The following is a 23,935-nucleotide window of genomic DNA, read 5'->3' on the forward strand; positions in this document are numbered from 1 at the left end:
TCGGTCATTCGTGCCTGAGCGCCACCATCGGGTCAACTTTCATGGCGCGGCGCGCCGGTATCCAGCAGGCAGTGAGCGCCACTAACAATAAAACCACGACAATCGTTGCAAAGGTCAGCGGGTCGGTGGCGCTCATTTCAAAAAGCAGATGGGCTATCAATCGCATCACCGCTACCGCCCCCGCTAAACCGATAACGCATCCGGCAAGCACGGCTTTCATCCCCTGCCCGATGACCAGTCGCAAAACATCGCGACCTTGCGCGCCAAGCGCCAGGCGTAAACCGAGTTCAGGGGTGCGCTGAGTGACGGCATACGAGGTCACGCCGTAAATGCCAAGCGCCGCAAGCAGCAAGGCAACAACGGCAAACACCCCAAACAGCACCAGACTGAAACGGCGATTGTCGAGCGATGAAGAGAAAATTTGTGCCAGGGTGCGGAATTTCATCGGCACATCGCGATTCAAAGATTGCAAAGTGGATTGCATGGCAGGAATCAAGGCGCTGGGGTCGCCAGTGGTGCGCGAGACAATCGTGAAGTTCCAGGCTTGACGCGGACGTTGCAGATAATGCGCATAAACCGTCGGTCGCGGGTTGGCGTCGAGTCCGAATTCGCGCACATCACTGACCACGCCGACAATTTGCAGCAAACGCCGGTCGCCATCCATATTGCCATATTGCAGGTGTTTGCCGAGCGGCTCTTCATTAGGCCAATACTGACGCGCCAGTGATTCACTGATGAGCGCGACGTGTTGGGTATCGGAGCCATCGCTATCGGCGAGCAAGCGCCCGCGCAGCAATTGAATGCCCATCGCTTTGAAATAGCCGGGTGTGGCAATGCGCAATTCGCCATAGCCTTTCAAGTCCGGATTGTTATCAATTAAAAACTGCCCGTTGGGAGCGCCGCCGGTCATCGGCAATCCATTGATGCCGCCTGCCGCCGTAACCCCCGGTAGACTTGACACCCGTTCAAGCAGTTGTTGATAGAAATAGGCGCGGGTTTGCGCATCATTCGCGCCACCCTGTACCGGCACGGATATTTCCATCGCCACTGCATTATCGGTACGAAAGCCCGGATCGATGCTGAGCAATTTCAAAAAGCTTTTACCCAGAAGCCCCGCGCCCACCAGCAGCACTAAAGTCAAAGCGACTTGCGTCACCACCAGCAAGCTGCGCAGACGATGGCTCGCGGCATTGGCGGTTTTCCCGCGCCCGGCTTCTTTCAAACCGGCGTGTAAATCGCTCCCGCCAAAACGCAACAACGGCACCAGTCCCAACCCGACGGCAGCCAGCGTTGAAAGCGCCAATGTAAATACCAGGGCGCGGGTATTGATGCCGATTTCTTCGGCGCGCGGCAAATTATCCTGATTGAGACTCAGTAATGCTTGCACGCCCCAGAAGGAAAGCAACACCCCGAAACTGCCGGCGAGCGCCGCAAGCATCAAACTTTCGGTTATGAATTGCCGCGCCAGTCGCCAGCGGGTTGCGCCAAGCGCCGCCCGCACATCGAATTCATGCTGGCGGGTGGTGATTTGCGCGAGCAAGAGGTTCGCCACATTGGCGCAGGCAATCAGCATCAGCACGCCGACCGCCGCCAACATCACTAACAACGTACTGCTTGATGAACCGACCAGGGCTTCCTGCAAAGGCATCGCCGCAAGGTCAACCAAATCGATTTTTCCATCGTTTTCCTGTCGCAGTTGTTTGCCAATGGTGCTGAGGTCCAGGCGAGCCTGCGCAAGTGAAATGCCTTCATTGAGACGCCCAATCACTCGCCATCCGTGCGAGGTGCGCGATGAATTGAAAGGTTCCACTTCGGCGGGCAACCAGATTTCGGCGTCTTTCGGAAAGTTGAATTCGTCCGGCATCACCCCAACGACAGTGTAATTGGTGTTATCAATGCGTAAGCTTGTTGCCGACAAATCACTCTGGCGGTTCAGTAATTTTTTCCAGAACCCGGCGCTCACAACGGCGACAGGATTGCCGCCAATTTGATTTTCTTCAGGCAAAAAACTGCGTCCGACGGCGGGCTGAGTGCCAAGCACTTTAAAGAAGTCGCGCGACACAAAGGTTACCGATGTGCGCACAGGTTCGCTGCCGCCAAGGACTGTGGTAATTTGCGTGTTGTATTGAGCGGTTGCAACAAGCGTTTGATTGCGCTCTGCAACATCCTGAAAATTTCGCGCCGCAAAAGTGATTTGTCGCCCCTGCGCATCGACCTCTCTGAGGCTCAAAAGATTTTCCGCTTGCGGATAAGGCAATGGACGAAGCAGCACTGCATCAACGACGCTGAAGATTGCCGTGCAAGCGCCAATGCCAAGCGCCAGAGTTAAAACCGCAATCACCGTAAAGCTCGGCTTCTTCAATAGCATTCTCAGTCCGTAACGCACATCTTGAAACATTTCATCCTCCAATCTGTAGGGTTGCAAAAGCAGCGCATCCCAAAATGCGCCGAGACTGCGCCGCAGTAAATCGAGTTTGGTTTGCCAATTCAAGTTATCCCACTCGCTAAGCAACATCTCGCGAAAATGCAGTTCGGCTTCCCACTCCTGTCGCCAATCGGCGCGCAGTCGGCGCGGCACGATGATGCCAATCAAATGAATGAGCCACAGATGCGGCTTCAGCGAAATTCCACTTTTACCTAATGCGTTCAATCTCAAATTAGTCATTCGTGCCTGAGCGCCACCATCGGGTCGACTTTGGTTGCCCGCCACGCCGGAATAAAGCAGGCAAAGAGCGCCACGGCGATGAGCAACAACGTGATGCTTGTGAAGGTCAGCGGGTCGGTGGCGCTCACTCTGTAGAGCATTTCTGTCAAGAGTTGTGTCAAGCCAAACGCCGCCACGAGTCCCAGCGCAACGCCACCGAGTGCGACCTTCATGCCGTGGTTGATAATCAGGCGCAAGACATTTTGACGCTGTGCGCCGAGCGCCATACGAACACCGAGTTCCTGAGTGCGCTGTCCGACGAGATAAGAGATGACCCCGTAAAGACCGATGCTTGCCAAAAGCAATGCCACGGCGGCAAAGATATTGATCAGGGTCATCGAAAAACGTTGCGAGGCAAGCGACACAGCAATTACTTCATTCAAGGTCTGCGGTCTGAAAATGATGTTCTGGTTATGTTGCGCCTGTACGACCTGGCGGATTGAATCGAGCAGCGCCGTCGGGTTTTTGTCAACGCCCTGGGCGCGCACGACGACGCTCACCTCCGAAGGGCTGCCGATTAATTGCCGCATCGGTTCATAGAGTTGCGCCTGTAGCGTCTCTCTGTCATCGCCATCAAGTCCCCACTGCTTGACATGCCCGACCACCCCGATAATCTCTAATGCGCCACGGTCATCCCCAAGATTGATGCGCTTACCGATGGGGTTTACATCGGGGAAATACTGCGCGGCGAGAACCTCGTCAATCACCACCACGGGCGGCGCGCGTTCATCATCCTGATTGGTGAAAAAGCGCCCCTGTTTAAGCGGAATGCCCATTGCTGTCAGATAGCCGGGTTCGACGCGATAGGTGAGCGTCATATGCATCTCGCTGGTGCTGGCAGGCTTGGGTTGGTCATTGAGCCAGAAGAAGCGGTCGTCTTCGCTCAGCATGGGAGAAGCGCCCACCGAGAGTGATGCCGCTTTGATTCCCGGCGTTGAAGCAATCCGGTCACTGAGGTCGCGCAAAGCGGCGCTCGCAGCTTCCGGCGCGAGACTTCTCATTGAGGGCGGAAGACTGATATTAAAGGTCAAGGCATTGTCCGGTCGAAAGCCCGGATCGACACTCCAGAGCGCATTCAGACTGCGAATCATCAGCCCCGCGCCGATGAGCAGGACGAGCGCCAGCGCCATCTCGACGGCAACCAGCATCGCTTGCGCGCGGTGTCGTCCGCCACTTGTGCCGCGTCCGCCTTCTTTGAGGGCTTCCGATAAACTCCATTGCCGGGCTTTAAACGCCGGAGCCAGTCCCGCAAGCACGCCTGTGAAAAGCGATATGGCAAAAGTAAAGAGCAGCACGCGCCCGTCCAGACCGATTTCATCGGCGCGCGGTAAGGTAGCAGGCAACGCGGCAAGCGCGGCTTTCGTACCCCAGGCGGCAATTGCCAGCCCAAGGCCGCCGCCCGCTAACCCCAGCAGCATACTTTCAGTCAGCAGTTGCCGAATCAACCGCCATTGTCCGGCACCAAGCGCCGCGCGAATGGCAAATTCGCGGGTTCTGCCGGTCGAACGCGCCAGCAACAGGTTGCTGACATTCGCGCACGCAATCAGCAAGACAAACCCGACCGCACCAAGCAACGTCCAGAGAATCGGTCTGACTGCGCCGACTAACCGGTCTTTGAGCGGGATAATCGCCGCGCCATTGCCGCGATTGGCATCCGGGTAAGCCTCAGCCAGATTCCGCATCACCCCGTCCATATCTGCCTGCGCCTGCGCGAGCGTCACGTCGGGTTTGAGCCGACCAATGCCATGCAATCCCAGAGCAGCGCTGCGATTTTGCAAGGCGGGATTTTCCCACTGCCCAATCGGCACATAGACATCTGTGCCGCGATAGAGCGTAAAACCTGCCGGCAGAACGCCGACAATCGTGTAACTCTGATCATCGAGCGTCAGGCTTTTGCCTGTGACATCCGGCGCGGCGCTGAATTTGCGCTGCCAAAGTTCCGCGCTGATGAGCACCACAGGTGCCGTGCCGCGCTCATCTTCGCGCGCTTCAAAGTTGCGCCCCATGACCGGTTCAACCCCAAGCACAGAGAAGAAATTCGCCGACACCCGCCGCCCGCTGACGCGCTCGGCTTCGCCTGTACCAATCAAACTGAAATTCGCGCCGCGTGAAATCGCCATCGCCGCGAATGTCTGATTCAGGCGTTGCCAGTCGCGAAAATTCGGATAGGGTATCGCGCCGGTCGCGAAATTCGGTTTGCTCTGATGCAGGGTCACCAGTTGTTCGGGCTGCGGGTAAGGCAAGGGATTAAGCAGCACCCCATTAACCACTGAAAAGAGCGCCGCGTTGGCGCCGATGCCTAAACTGAGCGTCAGCACAATCGCAGCAGTAAAGCCGGGCTTTTTCAGTAACATTCGCACACCGAAGCGTAAGTCTTGAAACATTTCATCCTCCAATCTCTGAGGTTGCAAAAGCAGCGCATCCCAAAATGCGCCGAGACTGCGCCGCAGTAAATCGAGTTTGGTTTGCCAATTCAAGTTATCCCACTCGCTAAGCAACATCTCGCGAAAACGCAGTTCGGCTTCCCATTCCTGTCGCCAATCAGCGCGCAGGCGGCGCGGCACTATCACACCAATCAAATGAATGAGCCACAGATGCGGCTTCAGCGAAATTCCACTTTTACCTAATGCGTTCAATCCAACATCCGAAATCTAAAATCTCAAACCGCTTCACTCGTGCTGCAAAGCAATTAATGGGTCAACGCGCGCGGCGCGGCGCGCCGGAACATAGCCAGCCAGTAAAGCGACCGCCAGGAGCAGAAAACCGACACCTATAAACGTTAAGGGGTCGGCAACCGTGACGCCATAAAGAAACCCTTCCATCAAACGAGTCAACATGAACGAAGCCAGCATTCCCAGTATCAAGCCCGTAAGCACCAGTTTGAAACTCTGGCTTAACACCAAACCGAAAACCCGACGCGGCGTTGCGCCAAACGCCATGCGCACACCAATCTCAAAGGTTCGTTGGGTGGTGGCATACGAAACAACCCCATAAGCGCCGATAGCTGCAAGCAGCAGTGCCAGTGCTCCGAAACCGGTAAAGAGCCACATCAATGAACGTGATGGCGCGACCGACGCGGCAACCGCCGATTCGAGCAAATAGACATCACTGACCGGCAAATCGGGATTTACGCTTAACGCCAGGTTTCGCAACTCACCGGCAACTTGCGAAGCAGTCGTTGTTGTGCGCAGGATCAGCGTCAGGGCTGTAGGCAATTGCCGATTCAGATTGGTCGATTGCGAATAAGGCATATAAAAAGTTCCCTCGATAAATTCCGGCGATTTACCTGCCATATCATATTGACGCACATCACCCACCACGCCGATGATGGTGCGCTGCTGGGCTTCCCAGACAATGCGGATGTGTTTGCCGATAGGGTTTTCGCCGTGCCAGTATTGTTTGGCAGTTGCGGCGCTCACCATCACCACCGGTTCAGCTTTTTCGCTATCGGCTTCAGCGAATGCCCTCCCCGATAGCAGTGGAATGTTAAGCGTTTTGAAGTAGTCGGGCGTAATGGCTCCTGCCCAGAAGAGCGGTGCCGTGCGCTGTCCCGGAATGAGCATGTGACCTTCGACCTCAACCGGCAGAAACGGCAGTTCACTCGAAAGCGGTGTGGTACTGGCAGCAGCTACTTCGTCCACCCCATTGATATTGCGCGCGCGGCGTAGGAGTTCGTCATACAGTGCGAGGTAAGCCGCGCGTTCCTGCATTGGTGACTGCGGAGGATAGACACGCATGGCGACCACTTGCTCAGGGCGAAATCCGGGATTTTCCTGAGATAAACGCCATAAACTTTTAATCAACAATCCGGCACCGATGACCAGCGCCACGGCAAGCGTGACTTCACCAACAATCAAGATGCTGCGCAAACGGGCACCGACAAGCCCTGTATGGTGTGTGCCTCGCGTTTTCAGCGCGCTTGATAAATCCAGTCGCGCGGCGCTCAGTGCCGGTGCCACTCCGAATACCAATCCGGTCAGAATGGCAAGCGCGGCAACATAGGCAAAGACCTGCCAGTCAATCGCGGCGGCTGCCAATAAGAAATTGTCCGACGGCAACACCGATTTCAGGATTGACAAACTGCTTGTCGCTAAAACCAACCCCAGACCGCCTCCGATAAACGCCAGCAGCACACTTTCCGTCAACAGTTGTCGCACAAGGCGTCCGCGCCCAGCCCCCAGCGCAGCCCGCACCGCCATCTCTCTTTGCCGCGTTGCAACTCTGGCAAGCAACAGGCTCGCGACATTGGCACAGGCAATCAGCAGAACACAAATCACGGCGGCAAGCAGCAAAAGCAGTTTGCCACGCAGGTCGCGGGTTAAATCTTCCTGCAACGAAATGACCGTTGATGTTGCATTCCAATCGGGAGGGACAAGGTATGGAAAGCGGGGAATGATGTCGGCAATCAAGGTGTGCAGTTCACTGTGCGCCTGTTCGGGCGTTACTCCCGGGTGCAAGCGCCCAATCAAAGACATCCAGCCAAACTCCCAATACTCGCCTCTATCGCGCGAATCGAAGCGCACAGGCAACCACATCTGCACCTTGGGCGAGGGAAAACTAAATTCCGGCGGCATAATGCCAACCACTTGCCGCGCCACGCCGTCAATCATAATCGGGCGACCAATGATGGTTTCAGCGCCGTCGAATTTATTCTGCCACAACCAATGGCTGAGGATGACAATGTTGTCGCGTTCCGGCAGGTCTTCTCCGCCTGAAAAGGTGCGCCCCAGTCTCGCTTGAGCGCCAAGCAGAGTAAAAAGATTGGCTGAAACCCGGCTGCCGACCAGACGCGCCGCCTCGCCTTGCCCCGTCAGGTTGAACTCGGAGTCGGTGGTGTAGGCGGCGATAGCCATCGTTCGACTGTGTTCTTGCAAAGCGACAATTGCGCCTTTCGGATAAGCCTCAGTCACGCGGACGAGTTGGTCGGGTTGCGCATAAGGCAACGGTTGAATGAGTACGCGATTGACGAGGCTGAAAATTGCGGTATTGGCGCCGATGCCTAAACTGAGCGTCAGCACGGTTATAAAAGTGAACCCCGGATTCTTGAGCATCATTCGCACACCGAATCGCAAATCCTGAAACATTTCATCCTCCAGTCTGCGCGGCTGTAAAACCAGCGCATCCCAAAATGCGCCGAGACTGCGCCGCAGTAAATCGAGTTTGGTTTGCCAATTCAAGTTATCCCACTCGCTAAGCAACATCTCGCGAAAACGCAGTTCGGCTTCCCATTCCTGTCGCCAATCGGCGCGCAGTCTTCGCGGCACGATGATGCCAATCAAATGAATGAGCCACAGATGAGCTTTCAATTTTGACGCCTCGTCCTGCTGCATTGACTACTCCGCAAATCCATCATTCGTGCCTGAGCGCCACTAGCGGGTCAACTCTGGTGGCGCGGCGCGCAGGGATATAACAAGCCAGCAAAGCCACAACTACTAACAACAACCCGATAAGCGTATAAGTCAGCGGATCGGTGGCACTGACGTTGAACAATAAGGTCGCCATCAAGCGCGTTAGCACAAACGCGACGCTGAGTCCCGCTACGACGCCAATCATTGTCAATTGCATTCCGTGTCCAACAACTAAGCGGAACACTTCGCGTCGCCCCGCGCCGAGCGCCATGCGTATACCGATTTCATGGGTTCGTTGAGCGACTACATAACTCAGCACACCGTAAATGCCGACCGCTGCCAGCACCAACGCCACTGTTGCGAAGATGCCGAGCAACCATATTGAAAAACGCTGCGACACGATAGAAGTTGAAACCAACTGCGCAAGCGTTTTGATGTCGGAAACCGGCTGGTTTTTATCGAGATGATGGACTTGATTGCGAATCGCTGTGGTCAGTGCAAGGGGGTCGCCCGCTGTGCGCGCAACCAGTGTCATCTTGCGTTCGGGTTCCTGCGAGGCGGGAAAATAGAGTTGTTGGGTGGCTTCTCTATCAAGCCCGTAATACTTCACATCACCGACCACGCCGATGATTTCGCGGTAAACCGGATTATCTGCACTATCGAAATTGAGGCTTTTGCCGATGGGGTTTTCATCAGGAAAATTCTTTCGCGCAAAGGTTTCATTAATCATGACAACCAAAGGCGCATCCTTGGTGTCGTGCTCACTAAAGACTCGTCCTTTGCGCAGTGGTATCCCCATCGCCCCAAAATAATCACCTTCGATAATAAAGTAGTTGGCGCTGGTAAAACTGCCGGGCGGCGCGGGCGGTTGCCCTTTGACCTCATAACTGACCACGGAATCATTGCCGTCAAGTGGTATATGCGAAGCCGCGCCTACCGACTCGACTCCCGGCAGTGCTTTCACGTTGTCCAGAAGCTGTTGAAAGAACGCCGTCTGCCGAGTTCCATCGCCATACTTGTTCTGCGGCAATGCCACGGTCATCGTCAGTGCCTGCTCAGGCGCAAAGCCCGGATCGACCTGCAATAAGCGCCAGAAGCTTTTCAGCATCAATCCAGCGCCCACCAGCAAGACCAGCGCGGCGGCGATTTCAACAACTACCAACGAACTGCGCATGCGCTGGCGATTGCCGCCAGCAGTCAGACCACGACTGGCATCTTTCATGGGTTCCTGTAGATTCGGTTTTGAAGCGTGCAGAGCGGGAACCAGACCGAACAGGATGCCGGTCAACAAGGTGATTACTGCGGAGAACGCGAGTACGCGAGCGTCGAGTGAAACATTGGCGACCCGCGGCAAGTCTTGTGGGGCAAGTTGCAATAATAACTGTAGTCCCCAGTTGGCTAGTAACAAACCGGCAGTGCCACCCACTATGGCAAGCAGGACGCTTTCGGTCAACAACTGTCGAATGATGCGAAAACGTCCGGCGCCGAGTGCCGTGCGAATGGCAATTTCTCTTTGCCGGACAGCAGCTTTGGCGAGTAACAAATTGGCAACGTTGACGCAGGCAATCACCAGCACAAAAGCAACCGCTGCCAGTAACAGGAGCAACGCGGGCTTGATGGTTCTCACCGTTGCGTCCAGCAGCGGCATGAGTATCACATTCCAACCGGCGTTGACTTCCGGGTATTGCATCTCCAAGCGGCTCGCCAGCGCGCTCATTTCCACACGCGCCATTTCGTGTGTAATGTCGGGTTTGAGTCGTCCGACCACCAGACTGATATTATGCCCGCCGCGATTTTGCGCCTGTTGCGGCGTGAAAGCGAGCGGTATCCAAAGTTCGCTTTGCCATTCCAGAAATTTAAACCCTGCGGGCATCACGCCAACGACTGTGTAAGGTTGACCATCAAGGATAATCTTCTGATTGATAATGTCAGGCTCACCACCAAAGCGTCGCTGCCAGAGGTTATGACTCAATAACACGACGTTGTTGCGCCCCACTTGATTTTCTTCGGACAGAAAATCCCGACCGAGTTGAGGCGTGACACCAAGCAGCGCACCAAATCCATCTGTAAGCGTAGCGCCATTCAACCGCTCAGGGTCGCCCGTGCCGGTCAGATTCACCGTTACGGGGCGAACGCCGACCAGTTGTTCAAACACGGTGTTTTGCTGTTGCCAATCAAGGAAATTCGCAGGCGAGACGGCAAATTCCGAAAATTGCGGAAACTTGGTTTCGCGAACCATCACCAGTCTATCCGGTTCTTTAAACGGTAAGGGTCTGAGTAGCACCGTATTGACCACGCTGAAAATCGCTGTCGTGGCACCGATGCCAAGCGCGAGCGTCAACACCGCAATCAAGGTGAAGCCCGGAGTTTTCAAAAGCCTTCGCACACCGAATCGCACATCCTGAAACATCTCGTCCTCCAATCGCTGAGGTTGCAGAAGCAACGCATCACGAAAAGCGCCCAGTGAACGTTTGAGCAATTCGCCTTTATTGCGCCAATTCAAGTTGTCCCACTCGCTAAGCATCATTTCGCGATGCTGCAACTCGGCTTCCCATTCCTGTCGCCAGTCTCTGCGCAAACCTTGCGGCACGATGATGCCAATCAGGTAGATGAGTCCCCGCGCAGGGTTTGCAAATCTCCTGACAAAGCGCTTGCTGGATGACATCGCTTTACCCTCGTTCAGAAGTTGGTTTGCTGGGTTTTAAGGCTGGGGTTTGTTCGAGTAATCGATAACGCTTGACGGCTTCCGCGAGTGCCGCTTCACCGCCGCGCGTCAGTTCATAATACTTGCGCGGCGGACGCTGGTCGGCCTGCGCGATGCTCTGCTTTTCCCACTTGGATTTCACCAATCCCAAGTCTTCAAGCCGCCTGAGCGCCGGGTAAACCGTGCCGCTTGGCAAGCCCGTCATATCCATAATGTCAAATCCGTATTGATAGCCATTTGCCACCGCTTGCAGGATGGCGGTTGCCGAATACGAGAGATAACCTTTTCCCATAAAGTTCCTTTCGACTTTATATAGCTTTCTATTCATATAGTTTTCTACATAGGGTTGTCAAGGGCGGGTGAAAATATTTTTCAAATGATCTTGAGTTTGAAACGGCATAATCGGAATCAAGCGGAATGTTGAAAAGGTTCCCGGCAGTTTGAAAAGCCCTGCACAGCCAAGCTAACCAACCGCTGTCGCATCGGCGTTATTCAAACTTGAGCGCCGTAAGCGCAGGGTTTTGGCAGCGCGTTCTGCCGGTATCAAACAGGCAGGCATGGGGCGCAAGAGCACTCCATTGACCAGAGGGATGGCGAGTTCAAATCAACATCCATCTTATTCGCAACGTAGCGCCTTCATCGGGTCAACCTTGGTCGCCCGTCGCGCCGGTATCCAGCAAGCCAGCAAGGCAACGGCAAATAATAAAACCGTGACGCTCGCAAAGGTCGCGGGGTCAGTTGCGCCGATGCCAAACAGCAGGCTTGAGAGTGCGCGAGTCACAACGAAAGCTCCGGCAAGACCAATCACAATGCCGATAAGTACCCATTTCATCCCCTGACCAACAACCAGTTTCAACACATCACGCGCTTGTGCGCCGAGCGCCTGGCGGATGCCGATTTCGCGTGTGCGTTGCACAACCAGATAGGCAATCACGCTGTAGATGCCGACCGCCGATAGCAACAACGCCAACACGGCAAATAAGCTGAGCAGTGCTGTGTACAAGCGCGGCTCGGCGACAACCTCCGTGAGCAGGGCATTCATGGTTTTCAAATCGGGCGTGGGTAAATTTTTGTTCAAGGCTTTGACTTCATCGCGAACGGCGCTGATCCTGCTTGCTGTATTGGCATCTGTACGCACCAGCAATTCCGGCGTTTGCATAGGCCATTGCCAGTACGGCACATATACTTCCGGCAGGGTGCCGCCGCTGACATCCAAGCGCCGCGTGTCTGCAACCACACCGACAATTTCACTCCACGCTGATGCGCTGTGCGGAAGCGGCGTGGCGGGTTGTCCGGGCGCGCGTCCCTCCATCGCCAGGCGTTTGCCGAGCGGGTTTTCATTGGGGAAAAATCGTCTGGCAAAACTTTCGTTGATGATGATTACTGACGGCGCTTCAAACCTGTCGCTTTCGCTAAACCCACGACCTTGCAAAAGCGGAACGCTTAGTGTGCGAAAGTAATCGGGCGTGATGCCAAAAAAATCTGCGCGCGGCGTCTCAGCGGGTTGCCCTTGTTCGAGAATGATTCCCTGCCGTGGCGGCGTTGCGCTGCGTGGCAAGGCGCTCACCGCAGCGACCGATTGGACGCCGGGGCGCGCTTGCATTCGTTGCATCAACTCCAGCAGCGTAACCTGCGGGCGCGTGGTTGTCGGTTGAATCCAGGTTGTAAAACCAGTTACCGAAAAATCGAGTTTCGCGACCAGCAAATTATCGGTTTGAAACCCGCGATTAAGGGTCACCAATCGCACGAAGCTATTGACCATCAATCCCGCGCCAACGAGCAGCGCAAGCGACAAAGCGATTTGCGCAACCACCAGAGCGCCACGCAAGCGATGATGTGAAACGCCAGCCGAAACCGCTTTGCTATCCTCCTTCAATGCCTGATGCAAATCGGGTCGGGTTGATTGCAATGCCGGAATCAGTCCGCATAACAGGCTGGTGAGCAAAGACACCATGAAAGTGAAGCCCAGGACACCGACATCCAACCGCGCGTTTTGCAAGCGTGGCACCTGTGCGGCGCTCGAAGCAATCAATAACGCCAGTCCCCACCAAGCTATTAGCCATCCGGCGGCGGCTCCCGCAAATGACAACAGCAGGCTTTCGCTCAGTAAATGGCGCGCCACCTGAACGCGACTCGCGCCGAGCGCCAGACGAATGGCGATTTCTTTTTGTCTTGCGGTGGCGCGCGCCAGCGTCAGATTGGCGACATTGGCGCAGGCAATCAACAACACGGTAGCAATCACTCCCCAGAGCAGCCACAAAGCTTTTTGCAGATTGCGCCCGACGGTTTGTTCAAGCAGCGGCACGATGACGACTTGCGAACCGACATTGTGTTGCGGAAATTGTTGCTCAATGCGCGCTTGAATGAGATTCATTTCCCTCTCAGCCTGCGCCAGCGTCACCCCGTCTTTTAATCGCCCCATCACCGTCAGCCAATGTCCCGCGCGTCTATCCGGCGACAAGCCATTCCACCCCGCGGGCAACCAGATTTCGGTTTTGCCGGGAAATTGAAAGCCCGGCGGCATCACGCCAACAATTTCATAGGCGCGCCGCCCAAAGGTATCGAGCGTGAGCGTTTGACCAACTACGTTTTCATCGCCGCCAAAACGTTGTTGCCACAAATCGTAACCGATGACCGCTGCGCGATTGCCTTCTTTGCGGTCTTCTTCCGGTAACAACCTGCGCCCTCTGAGGGGTTGCACGCCAAGCGTTTCAAATAGCGATGAAGCGACGTAACTGCAACGGGTTTTTTCGCTGCCCTCGGCATTGACCAGATTGAATTCGCTGTCGCCTGTCCAGTAGGTCAGTTGCGAGAAGCTTTGCTGCTCGGTTTGCCAATCGGCGAGTGTCGGCGGCGAAACCATCTCCTGCTCAAAACCGCGACTCGCTCCACTTGGCAGTTTGCGTTCCCATAACATCACCAGACGTTCCGGCGATTCATATGGCAACGGTTTCAACAATACGCCGTTGATGACACTGAAAATCGCCGTGTTTGCGCCAATTCCTAAACTGAGCGTGAACACCGCAACCAAAGTGTAGACGGGTTGCTTTGCGAGCATTCGCGCGCCAAAGCGCAGGTCTTGCCAGATGGTTTCCATAGGCGGTTTCCTCAGCGTCCCAACAACACAGTTAGCAATTTCCCTTCAAAGCTCGACGCGGCAATGTCGGGTTTGCCATCGCGGTTTACATCGCCGACAGCCAGATGATAGGCTCCGGGTCCGGCGCGAAACGGTGAACCCGGCGCGGGCGCGAATCTGTTTTTACCGTTGAGCAATACAGTAACACTATCGACCGTCGCCACAATCAAATCATTGCGCTTATCCTGATTGACATCTGCGAGATTCACGGCAAAGGCATTGGTATTGAGGTCGTAGCTCGAACCTGCCGCAAACTTACCGCCGCCTTGATTCAATAACGTGCTCAACTGTCCGCCAGAGTGATTGAGCGTCAGGTCATCTCGCCCATCGCCATTCAAATCACCAAGCGCCACCCAGCGGGTTCCCAGTGGCACAGTGGTTTGGCTCAATTTGTTGAATGTGCCTTTGCCGTCGCCGCCAAGCACAACCACTTTGCCGGGTTCAGGCGAAAATTCATCGCCGCTGCCGGTATTGGCGATGACGGCATCAAGGTGCTTGTCACCATCCACATCGCCAAATGCGAAGGCATAACGCCCCTGTCCAATGGTAAAACTCGTTGTCGCTCCCGGCGTGAACCCACCACGCCCGTTGCCAAACAGAGTGCCAAAGCTGTTTCGCTGATTGCTCACGGCAATGATGTCCAGTTTCCCGTCTTCATTGATGTCGGCAAGCTGCAACCCTGTGTTGAACCCGGTTGCTGCGCCAACCGAAAAGGGTGCGCCGGGAGCTTGATGGAATTTGCCGCCGCCGTCGCCGAGCAAAATATCGACGGCGTTGCGTTCGCCGCTGACGATAACGAGGTCTAATATGCTGTCGCCATTGACCTCGCCGGATTTGATACCACCGGGCGAATAAGCAAGTTTAATCGGGCTGGCGGGCGCGGGCACGAATCGCCCTGTGCCATCGCCGAGTTGTACACTCACCACTCGTTGCAGCAAATGTTGGGTGATTAAATCAGGCTTGCCATCACGGTTGACATCGGCAATCAACACCAACCCTGAACCTTCACCGACCGCTACAGGCGAGTCGGGCGCGGGCACAAATTGCGGAGCCTGTGCAAAAGCAAACACGGTGCAACTCGCAGCAATAAAAATTATCAGAGTCAAAAACCACTTCTTATCCATTGCCATTCCTCCGTTCTAATTGACACTTGAAATGTGAATCAGGTGTCAATTAGACGAAGTTGCACTGGATTTTCATCCCCAATTTCTTGCGTGTTAAATTTCGCCGGTTTTTGCGGGCTTATTCAGCCTTCGCACAGCGATTCCACCTGTGCGCTTGACGAATGAAGATTTGCCAAGTCCCTAGCGACTGGCTTTGATGTCGTAAGCCCACAAGGTGCCGTTATCGCGAATGTAGAGCCTGCCACCAGCAATCACCGGATAGGTCCAAGCTTTCTCAGGGTAGGGACCCAGGCGTTTACGGGTTGGCTGAGCCGGCGGCGTGAATCTGCCCTTTTCGCGATACGCTTCCGGGGTCGCCTCCACCAACGCCACATCACCATTCTCGCCATGAACATATAAATGAGCATCGGCGTAGGCTAGTGACCCCCTGCCGATACTCTCAGCCTGCCACTTTATCTTTCCGGTAGTGAACTCGACCGCGACCAAGCCTTCGGCAGCAGTGCCGTAAAGATAATCGCCAACCAGTACCGACCCGCCGATACTGTTCGGAAGCCCGCGCGCGAAGTAAACCTGTTCGGCGACGACGCCGCTACGCTCAGCCTTTAAGCGAACCGTGCCGCCGCCGACACTATGCGCCCCGCCGTACACATAACCGTCACGCGCCACCGGAGTCACCATCTGCGCCATTCCCTTGACGGCATCCTTGTAGCGCCATAGAAAGTCACCGGTCTTTGCATCAACCCCGACGATGCCTTGACTTAAAAACTGCACATATTGTTTTCTGCCACCCGCTTGCACGACAATTGCCGACGCATAAGCGGCAGGGTCGCTGCCCGGAATCGCCGATTTCCAGATAACTGCGCCGGTCTTTTTGTTGAGCGCCAACATGGTTGCCTGTTCACCACCCGGAGTTACCACAACAAGGTCACCATCAACCAACGGAGACTCGGCATACGCCCAGACGCCCGGCTTGCCGCCAAACTCTTTGCGCAGGCTCTTCTGCCAGACAATTTTGCCGGTTTTGGTTTCGAGGCAGGCGAGGTCGCCGTCCGAGCCGAGCGCGTAGATGAAATCTCCGTCAACGGTCGGCGTCGACCTTGCCTTGGCGTAAAGAAAATCATTGGCGTTGCCGACGTTGCCTAGGCGCGTCATCCAGATGGTTTTTCCATCTTCGGTGGAAAGCGCCTGCACGAATTCATTGTCAAAACCGCGATTGCTCAGCAGGTAGATGCGGTTGCCGACCACTGATGGCGTTGAATAGCCGTCACCGACGTCGTTCAGTTGCCAGACGAGTTTTGGTCCGCCGGTTGGCCATTGTTTTAATAGACCGGTTTCTTGTGAGATGCCGTCCCGTTTCGGACCGCGCCATTGAGGCCAGTCGGAAGTCGAAGCGCGCAGGTTAACAGTCCCGCTAACGGATAAGCTTGAAAAGCACAAACAAAGCGTAGCAACGGTAATTAGTAACTTCACTGTCGTCTCCTTTTGACTATGGGAATTGCTTTTTGAGCTTGCCGCCCGTCGCTGGGACGCTCAGTTTGGGTAGCGTTGCCATTTACGAAAAACTTTACGTTCAAGGTGCAAAATATTAATGGGCGCAAATGGCTGCACGCCTTATCTGCTCGCGGGTTGTCAATCTGGGTTGTTTCGCTTTTACATCACTCTGATTACTTGAGCCGGTTCATTCATTGCGCAAAGCCTCCAACGGGTCAACTTTCGTCGCCCGTCGCGCCGGAACCCAGCAGGCTGCGCACGCCGTCAACAGCAACAACAAAGCAATCCCAACAAAAATGAGTGGGTCAGTCGCACTCACACCAAATAACAAACCTGCAAGCAACCTTGTCAGCCCATAAGCCGCTATCAAACCAAACCCAATGCCGATTATCGTCAGTCTGATTCCCTGCCCGATAACCAACCTGAGTACATCTGTTGTTTGTGCGCCGAGCGCCTGGCGGATGCCGATTTCGTGTGTACGTTGCGCGACCATGTACGACATCACGCCGTACAAACCTAGTGCCGCGAGCAACAACGCGGTTACGGCAAAGCCTGTCAGAATCAACATCGGAAAACGGCGTTCAGCGACGGAATCGGCGAGATGTTGTTCCAGGGTTTTCACACGATAAAGCGGTTGATTACGGTCTATATCCTGCACGGTTTTAGTTATAGCGGCGACGAGGTTCGTGGGCGGGAGCGTGGTTTTCACAACGAAGCTAACGAAACCGGGCGGATATTGCGGAATGTGGAGGTAAAACTCTTCAAAAGTGGTTTGATCCAGCCCCGTAGTTTTGACATTACCCACAACTCCAATCACCGTAAACGGGGTAAGCTTTTCCATTGGCAGCACAATACGTTTGCCAACCGGATTTTCATCAGCGAACAGTTTACGCGCCAGCGCCTGATTCAATATCAGCACATTGCCTGCGCCCGGGCGATCTTGCTCTGTAAAATATCTTCCTGCCAGCAATGGAATTTCCACTGCCTTGAAATAATCGGCAGACACCGTTTGATAAAGACCGATGAGGACTTCGTCCGAATCCGCGCGCCCTTCGACCTTGAGTGGCAAGCCCATCCCGCCGCCGCGCGCAATCGGCAAATGACTGATTGCCCCAGCACTCGTCACACCGGGAAGGGCGCTCAACCGCTCAACGATAGTTTGATACAGTCCGGCGCGTTTTTCTTTGGTGTCGTATTGCAATAATGTCGGCGACAGTTCAAATGTCAACACCTGTTCGGGATTGAAGCCGGGTGGAACTTGTAACAACGCGCGAAAGCTTTTGATCATCAGTCCTGCGCCAATCAACAGCATCAAGGCAATTGCAACTTCGCCCACAATCAATAGCTGTCGTAAGCGCGGCGATAAGCCCGCAGTACTGCGTTGCCCGCTTTCTTTCAACATATGCGCCAAATCAGGCTTTGAACTTTGCAGCGCGGGCACGAAACCAAACAACATACCGGTCAACAAAATCACGCCGATACCAAAAGCCATCACGCGCACATTCATACCGATGGGGTTTATCGGCGAAGCGTTTTGCGGACTCAATGCCATCAATGCCCTCAACAACCAGCTTGATGCCAGCAACCCCAGCGCGCCGCCTGCCACTGCCAGCAATAAACTTTCGGTCATCCACAGACGAACCAATCGCCAGCGCGCGGCTCCGAGTGCGGCGCGAATCGCTACCTCTTTTTGCCGCACAACCGCCCGCGTCAGTAACAAGTTGGCAACATTAGCGCAAGCCAACAACCAAACAAACGCCACTGCCCCCAGCAATAGCAACAACGGCTGGCGCAGTTTTCCGGCAAACTTCTGACTGAGCGGTGCGAGCGTCAGTCGCGTATCGCTGACAAAATTGCCGATGCGCTGTTCGCCGAGATTCAGTTGTTGATTGAGCACCTCCAACTCCGCCTGTGCCGCCGCCAGGGTTACACCCGCTTTCAATTTCCCGCTGATTTCATAATAAAATGAATCCTTCGCTAACACCTCATAATCTCCAGGCACCAGCGGCATCCATAGTTGAGCGCGTTCGAGGTCATGCGCGAACTGAAAATCGGGCGGCATCACACCGATGACTTGCAAACTATGCCCGTTGATATGCACAGTCCTTTGCAGAATATCGGTTGCCGCTCCATAACGGCTCTGCCACAGTTGATGACTGAGGATAACGACGTGATGTTGACCTTTGCGCTGTTCCTGCTCGCTGAACCAGCGCCCAATCATCGGGGGAACGCCGAGCATGGGAAAGAAGCCGCCCGTGACTCGCATCATTTGAACGCGCTCCGGCGTTTGTTCATCTGCCAGATTTACCCGACCGGCATCATACGCCGCGACCTGCTCGAATGATTGCACGGCATGATTCCACTGCATGAACATCTCGGTTTTTTCAAAGCCCATATCCACCAAGGTTCCCGCCGCGCCTTTCATCAGCACCAGGCGTTCAGGGTGGGCAAATGGCAAGGGACGAAACAACACGGCGTCCGTAAAACTGAAAATCGCGGTGTTGGCGCCGATGCCAAGCGCCAAGGTCATCACCGCAATCAGGGTAAAGCTCGGTTGTTTCATCAACATTCGCGCGCCAAAGCGCAGGTCTTGCCACAAATCCGCAATCATATGGTTCCTTCGATTCATTCCGAGTAAGCTGGGTTCTTCGTTGATGGGTTGCTCAATGCCGCGCAAAGCTTTTCTGAGCAATTCGCCGTCACTCAACTCTGCAAGCGCCATTTGATAAGCCTGCTTAGTCGTTGCCCCGTTTGTGAGCAATTCCTGATAGCGGTCATCGAGATGCTGCGCCAGTTCTTCGACAATCCCGGCTTCGCGCACAGGCTCAAGCTGCAAGTCCGTCAGGCGGTTTCTGATTTCATTTTTCCATTCAGGCATGGTCTGCCTTTCATCATTCGTGACGAAGCGCAATCATCGGATCAACCTTTGTCGCGCGGCGCGCGGGCAACCAGGTTGCCAGCAACGCTACCGAAGTCAGGCACAGCGAGACGCCGCCGAAGGTCAGAGGGTCAAAGGGACTCAAATCAACCAATATGGTGGCGAGCAAACGCGCGATGGCTGCGCCGCCCAACAAGCCGAGCAGGATACCAATGGCAATCACGCGCATTCCCTGTTTGAGAAACAAGGCAAGAATGCTGTGCGGTTCTGCGCCCAACGCTACGCGGATGCCGATCTCGCGCGTGCGCTGGGTGACGACAAACGACACCACGCCATACAATCCGATGGCGGCAAGCAGCAGCGCCGCTACGCCTAGCGCAAGGGCGAGGTTAGCCGCGATGCCAAACGGCGCAGTTTGCAATGCCAGCCATTCCGATGTCGTTTTCATCGATAGCGTCGCGTTTGGATTGAGCGCTGATACCTGCGCATACATGCCCGCCATCACGCGGCCCGCATCCGTCCGCGTGCGAACCAGCAGGTGCTCGCCTCCCCGACCGCCAGGTCGGAACGGCAGGTAAACGAAAGACTTGTCGCGCTGGAAAACCAGACCGCTGACAACGTCGCGCGTCACGCCGATGACCTGATAGATGGGATATTTTGCGAAATCCGCTATGTCTTCTACTTGCGGCTGCGCTACGGCATCAACAATTACTCCTGACCAGATGCCGATGGATTGCCCAATTGCCTGCCCCGGATCGTTGAATTGCGGCCAGCACTTGCGCGCCGCCGCCGCGCTGATGACCACCACGCGCGCGCCGGAATCGGCTTCCTGCCGGGTAAAGTTCCGCCCATACAGCAAGGGAACGCCGAGCGTCTCCAGATAAGTTGGCGAGACCGTATCGAAGCTGACATCACGCAGATTGGCTCCCTCGGCTTGCCCCGGCAGCGTGACAGTCATCTGCGGCGCGGAACCGGACAAAGGCGCGCGCGAACTGCGGCTGACCGATGCCACTTCAGGCAGAGCGCGCAGCCGCGCTTCCAACTGCTGGCGCAGTTCTTCTGTCTGCGGCGCTCTGGCAATCCCCAGGTCAGTCTCAACGGTTAAGAGCCGCGCTGTTTCAAAACCCGTGTCAATGGTTTGCAACTTTTGCAGATTCCGCGCCAGCAGCCCCGCGCTCACCAGCAATACCAGCGAGAAAGCCAGTTGCATGACGATCAGCCCGTTTCGCAACCGCGACTGGCTCAGATGATCGCCAAAAACCGAGCCTTCGCCTTTGAGTGCCAATGTCAGACTGGGACGCGAAGCTTGCAATGCCGGAGCCAGTCCCGCCGCCAGACCTGAAAGCAACGCCATCAACAACATGAAACCGAAGACCCGATAATCAGGCTCCAGATTGAGTGCCATCGAAGCCCGGAATGTGGCTGAAACCGGAAACTGCGCCAGCAACAACGGATACAAGGCGCTGAGCGCCCACCATGCCAGCGATAAACCGAGCGCCCCTCCGGCAAGCGCAATCAGCAGGCTTTCGGTCAGCAACTGGCGAATGATGCGCCCGCGCGTCGCGCCCATCGCCAACCGCGTGGCGATTTCCTTTTGCCGCCGGGCGGCGCGCGCCAGCATCAGATTGGTCACATTGGCGCAGGCAATCAGCAACACCAGCGCCACCGACAGCGGCAGCATCAGAAATACTTCTCCGCCGTTTTCCCCATCATCCAACGACACAAAGCCGGGAGCGCGGTTGACTTTTACAGCGATATTGCGATTTTCACCGAGTTGATCTTCGCCGGGATAGTCGCGCGCCAGTTGCGCCGTCATCTGACTCAATTCTGCCTGCGCCTGCGCCGCCGTTACGCCCGGTTTCAAGCGTCCCAGCATATTGAAACTGGCGACCAGGCGATCCGTATGCCAGCTTTGCCTCTGAGGTAGCCCCGTCTGGTAGAGCGATTCGCGCATCATCAGAGGCAACCAGCAGGCGGGGCGGTTCGGCGTCGTGCCGATGAATTCCTTGTTCGTCACCCCGACGATCTCAAACGGCTGGCCCGAAAGCCGGATAGTCTTCCCGATGATCTGCGGGTCGCTGGCAAATGCCCGCTCCCAGAAATAATGGCTCAGGACAGCCACCGGATGCGCGCCCGGCGTGACCTCTTCTTCAGGCAGAAACCCGCGCCCCAGCGCCATCTCCGCGCCGAGCAGGGAAAAGTAATTGGCAGCCACCAACTGGCAGGAAACCTGACCGAATTCTTCCCGTTGCGACTGGCCCTCGACGGGTTTCGAGTGTTCGACCCCCAGCGTCGCACCCGTCTCGCTCATCAGCGTCAGTCCGGTCATGGTCTGCGAATGCGCGGCATAATCCTGATAATCTCGATAAGAAAACCGTCGCGCCCGTTTGCCTGGCTCCGCCACGCCGCGAACTTCTACCACACTACCCGCATCTTTTAACGGCAGTGGCTTGAGTACCAACGCATTGAAGACCGTAAACATCGCCGTGTTCACGCCGATTCCCAAGGCTAACACCAGCATGGCAATCGCCGTAAAACTCGGAGCTTTGCGCATCATTCGCACTGCATATTTCAAGTCCTGCCAAAAATCTGCAATCATATTTCCTCTCCTGTTTTCATAAAGAATCGGTTCGGGCGGCGTCTCGCGCTCCAGCCACTTCAACTTTTGTTGCAGCAACGGGCTTTCTTTGATCTCCGCCAATAACGTTTGTGATGCTTCATTCTCGGTTGCGCCATCGTCGAGTAACTCTTCATAAAGCAACTCAAAATGCTGCGCGAGTTCTTCGATGATATCCGCTTCGCGGGTTGGCGCGAGATTCAAGCCGGCGAGTTGTTTTTTGATTTCCGCTTTCCAATCAGGCATGTTCGGTCTCGGTAATGCGACTCACGGCGGCGACGAAAGACTCCCAGGCGCTGCGTTGCGCCGAAAGCACTTTTCTGCCTTCCCTGGTCAGTTTGTAATAACGCCTGCGGCGCTGTCCCGCACGCTCTACCCAACGACCTTCAATCCAGCCGCGCTTTTCCAGACGATAGAGCAACGGATAGAGCGACGCCACGTTAAAAGACAACACCCCATCGGAACGCGCTTCAATCAATTTGCTGATTTCGTAACCGTGTCGGGCGCGCGCTTCAACCAGTGAAAGAATTAACAATTCGGCGCTGCCCTTTTTCAATTCGCGGTCGAGCATCTTCGATTTAATATATGGCATAGCTATATATTATTTAAATGTATATCACTGTCAAGCTGCGGATGAAAAATCAGGGTGAGAGGGTTCATCTTATAGCCGTTTGCAAAACTATTTACTCAAGTTGAGGAAGCGGCTGAGTAAACTCAATCGCAAACCGCTCTAGGCGATTCACTCAAAGAGAAGCGTTTTTTTTGAAGGGAAAGATTGGGCTTCATCCGAGAACCGGCGTTAGCGCGCTTGCGCGCAGTTGAAATTTCCGGTAAGAACGGCAAACCGCTGCTGTAAATGAAAATTTGGATAAGAATCCCACAGCGAGGGTTCAAATATTTTTTGATGAATTAAAAAATCAATTACGACTGAGCGCGCAGGCGACGGATTACCCAGATGTTGGTGGCGATTAAAAACAAGACGCCGACAAAATAAGGCAGTTTGCCAAAATCAATATTCCAATACCAGTAAGCCGCAAAAAGAATCGCATCAAACACCCCGATGATGGCTAATGCCAAAAGATTGGTTGACACCACGACCAGCAATTTATTCAACCCCTGCTTGATTTTTTTGATGTAGAGTTTGTTCATCTACTTTGCATCGTAACGCACCGCGGGACTGCCCGCCGGATAAAAAATCCCAAGCAAACGCAATTCGCCGTCGCCGGTATTTTCGAGACAATGCACCTGTTTTTTCGGTAGAAAAATGCACGACCCTTGGGCTATCGGCGTATGAGTTTTGCCTGCCCACATGCGCCCCGTGCCGCGCAAAATCACAATCACTTCTTCGTAAGTGTGAAAATGATCGGGCGCGCGACCGGGCGGAATCGAACCGACGAACTGCGTCACCTGTTGACTTCCGACTTCCGTATCAATCAGCACGCGATACCAGCGGTCTGCCGTCGATTGCGCTTTGCGGTCAGCCAGTCGAACACAGCGCCGAGGCTTATCGGTTTGCGAGTGAGGCGCAGCCCTCCATTCAACAAAAGCGGATGGGGTTTGCGGTTCGGGACATTCGCAACTGATTAACACTAGGGCTTCGCGGTTGGGATTCTCAATCGCGAACGTCTCTTCGGGTTTAATGTAAATCCCCATATCGGGTTCGAGATCGTAAGCCTGACCGGCAACGAATAATTTGCCGCTCCCCGCAAGCACGTATTGCACCGCATCACAATCAGGGTTGCGAATGCCTTTCGATAAACCTTCGCCAAATTCCAGCACGCGAAGCGAAATCGCCTGCGCGCCGGTGTGATGCCCGACCTGATGGCGGATTTTTACATTGCCTTGCGTAATCGCTTCGCCTGCATCAATCGTTGTCACCAGACAACCGCCTTCGAGTTCAACAGTCATTTAACGATTCTCCCGATTTCAAATT

The 23,935-nt window shown here is 55.0% G+C and carries 13 protein-coding genes; all 13 read right to left on the reverse strand.

Annotated features, from left to right (window positions below; all coding sequences use genetic code 11):
* Positions 1-4: 4 nt before the first annotated feature.
* Positions 5-2,665 carry an ABC transporter permease gene (locus tag AB1757_13990; GenBank protein ID MEW6128147.1) on the reverse strand — a complete coding sequence of 887 codons (2,661 nt, stop codon included), beginning with the start codon at positions 2,663-2,665 and terminating at the stop codon, positions 5-7.
* The gene (locus AB1757_13995; GenBank protein ID MEW6128148.1) at positions 2,662-5,340 is read right to left on the reverse strand and encodes an ABC transporter permease; all 2,679 of its coding nucleotides are present in this window, start codon (positions 5,338-5,340) and stop codon (positions 2,662-2,664) included. The genes AB1757_13990 and AB1757_13995 overlap by 4 nt, the downstream gene beginning before the upstream one ends.
* A gap of 33 nt (positions 5,341-5,373) precedes the next feature.
* Positions 5,374-8,034 (reverse strand): ABC transporter permease, encoded by a 2,661-nt coding sequence (locus AB1757_14000; GenBank protein ID MEW6128149.1) that lies wholly within the window; start codon positions 8,032-8,034, stop codon positions 5,374-5,376.
* A gap of 19 nt (positions 8,035-8,053) precedes the next feature.
* Entirely contained in the window at positions 8,054-10,717 is a 2,664-nt protein-coding gene (locus AB1757_14005) for an ABC transporter permease (GenBank protein MEW6128150.1), read from the reverse strand.
* 4 nt (positions 10,718-10,721) lie between these two features.
* The gene (locus AB1757_14010; GenBank protein ID MEW6128151.1) at positions 10,722-11,084 is read right to left on the reverse strand and encodes a PadR family transcriptional regulator; all 363 of its coding nucleotides are present in this window, start codon (positions 11,082-11,084) and stop codon (positions 10,722-10,724) included.
* A 288-nt stretch (positions 11,085-11,372) separates the two neighbouring features.
* Positions 11,373-13,853 (reverse strand): ABC transporter permease, encoded by a 2,481-nt coding sequence (locus AB1757_14015; GenBank protein ID MEW6128152.1) that lies wholly within the window; start codon positions 13,851-13,853, stop codon positions 11,373-11,375.
* A gap of 11 nt (positions 13,854-13,864) precedes the next feature.
* Positions 13,865-15,016 (reverse strand): VCBS repeat-containing protein, encoded by a 1,152-nt coding sequence (locus AB1757_14020; GenBank protein ID MEW6128153.1) that lies wholly within the window; start codon positions 15,014-15,016, stop codon positions 13,865-13,867.
* Positions 15,017-15,196: 180 nt separating this feature from the next.
* Positions 15,197-16,486, reverse strand: a complete 1,290-nt coding sequence (locus AB1757_14025) for a PQQ-binding-like beta-propeller repeat protein (protein MEW6128154.1) — start codon at positions 16,484-16,486, stop codon at positions 15,197-15,199.
* A gap of 208 nt (positions 16,487-16,694) precedes the next feature.
* Positions 16,695-19,385 carry an ABC transporter permease gene (locus tag AB1757_14030; GenBank protein MEW6128155.1) on the reverse strand — a complete coding sequence of 897 codons (2,691 nt, stop codon included), beginning with the start codon at positions 19,383-19,385 and terminating at the stop codon, positions 16,695-16,697.
* A 13-nt stretch (positions 19,386-19,398) separates the two neighbouring features.
* Entirely contained in the window at positions 19,399-22,248 is a 2,850-nt protein-coding gene (locus tag AB1757_14035; GenBank protein ID MEW6128156.1) for an ABC transporter permease, read from the reverse strand.
* Positions 22,241-22,594 carry a PadR family transcriptional regulator gene (locus AB1757_14040; GenBank protein ID MEW6128157.1) on the reverse strand — a complete coding sequence of 118 codons (354 nt, stop codon included), beginning with the start codon at positions 22,592-22,594 and terminating at the stop codon, positions 22,241-22,243. Before AB1757_14040 ends, AB1757_14035 begins: the two co-directional genes overlap by 8 nt.
* Before the next feature lie 329 nt (positions 22,595-22,923).
* Positions 22,924-23,151: a hypothetical protein gene (locus AB1757_14045; protein MEW6128158.1), complete on the reverse strand. Its 228-nt coding sequence runs from the start codon at positions 23,149-23,151 to the stop codon at positions 22,924-22,926.
* On the reverse strand, positions 23,152-23,910 hold the full coding sequence (locus tag AB1757_14050; protein MEW6128159.1) for a cupin domain-containing protein: 759 nt from the start codon (positions 23,908-23,910) through the stop codon (positions 23,152-23,154).
* Between the last annotated feature and the right edge of the window lie 25 nt (positions 23,911-23,935).

It is taken from the genome of Acidobacteriota bacterium, assembly GCA_040754075.1.
Taxonomy (GTDB): Bacteria; Acidobacteriota; Blastocatellia; order UBA7656; family UBA7656; genus JBFMDH01.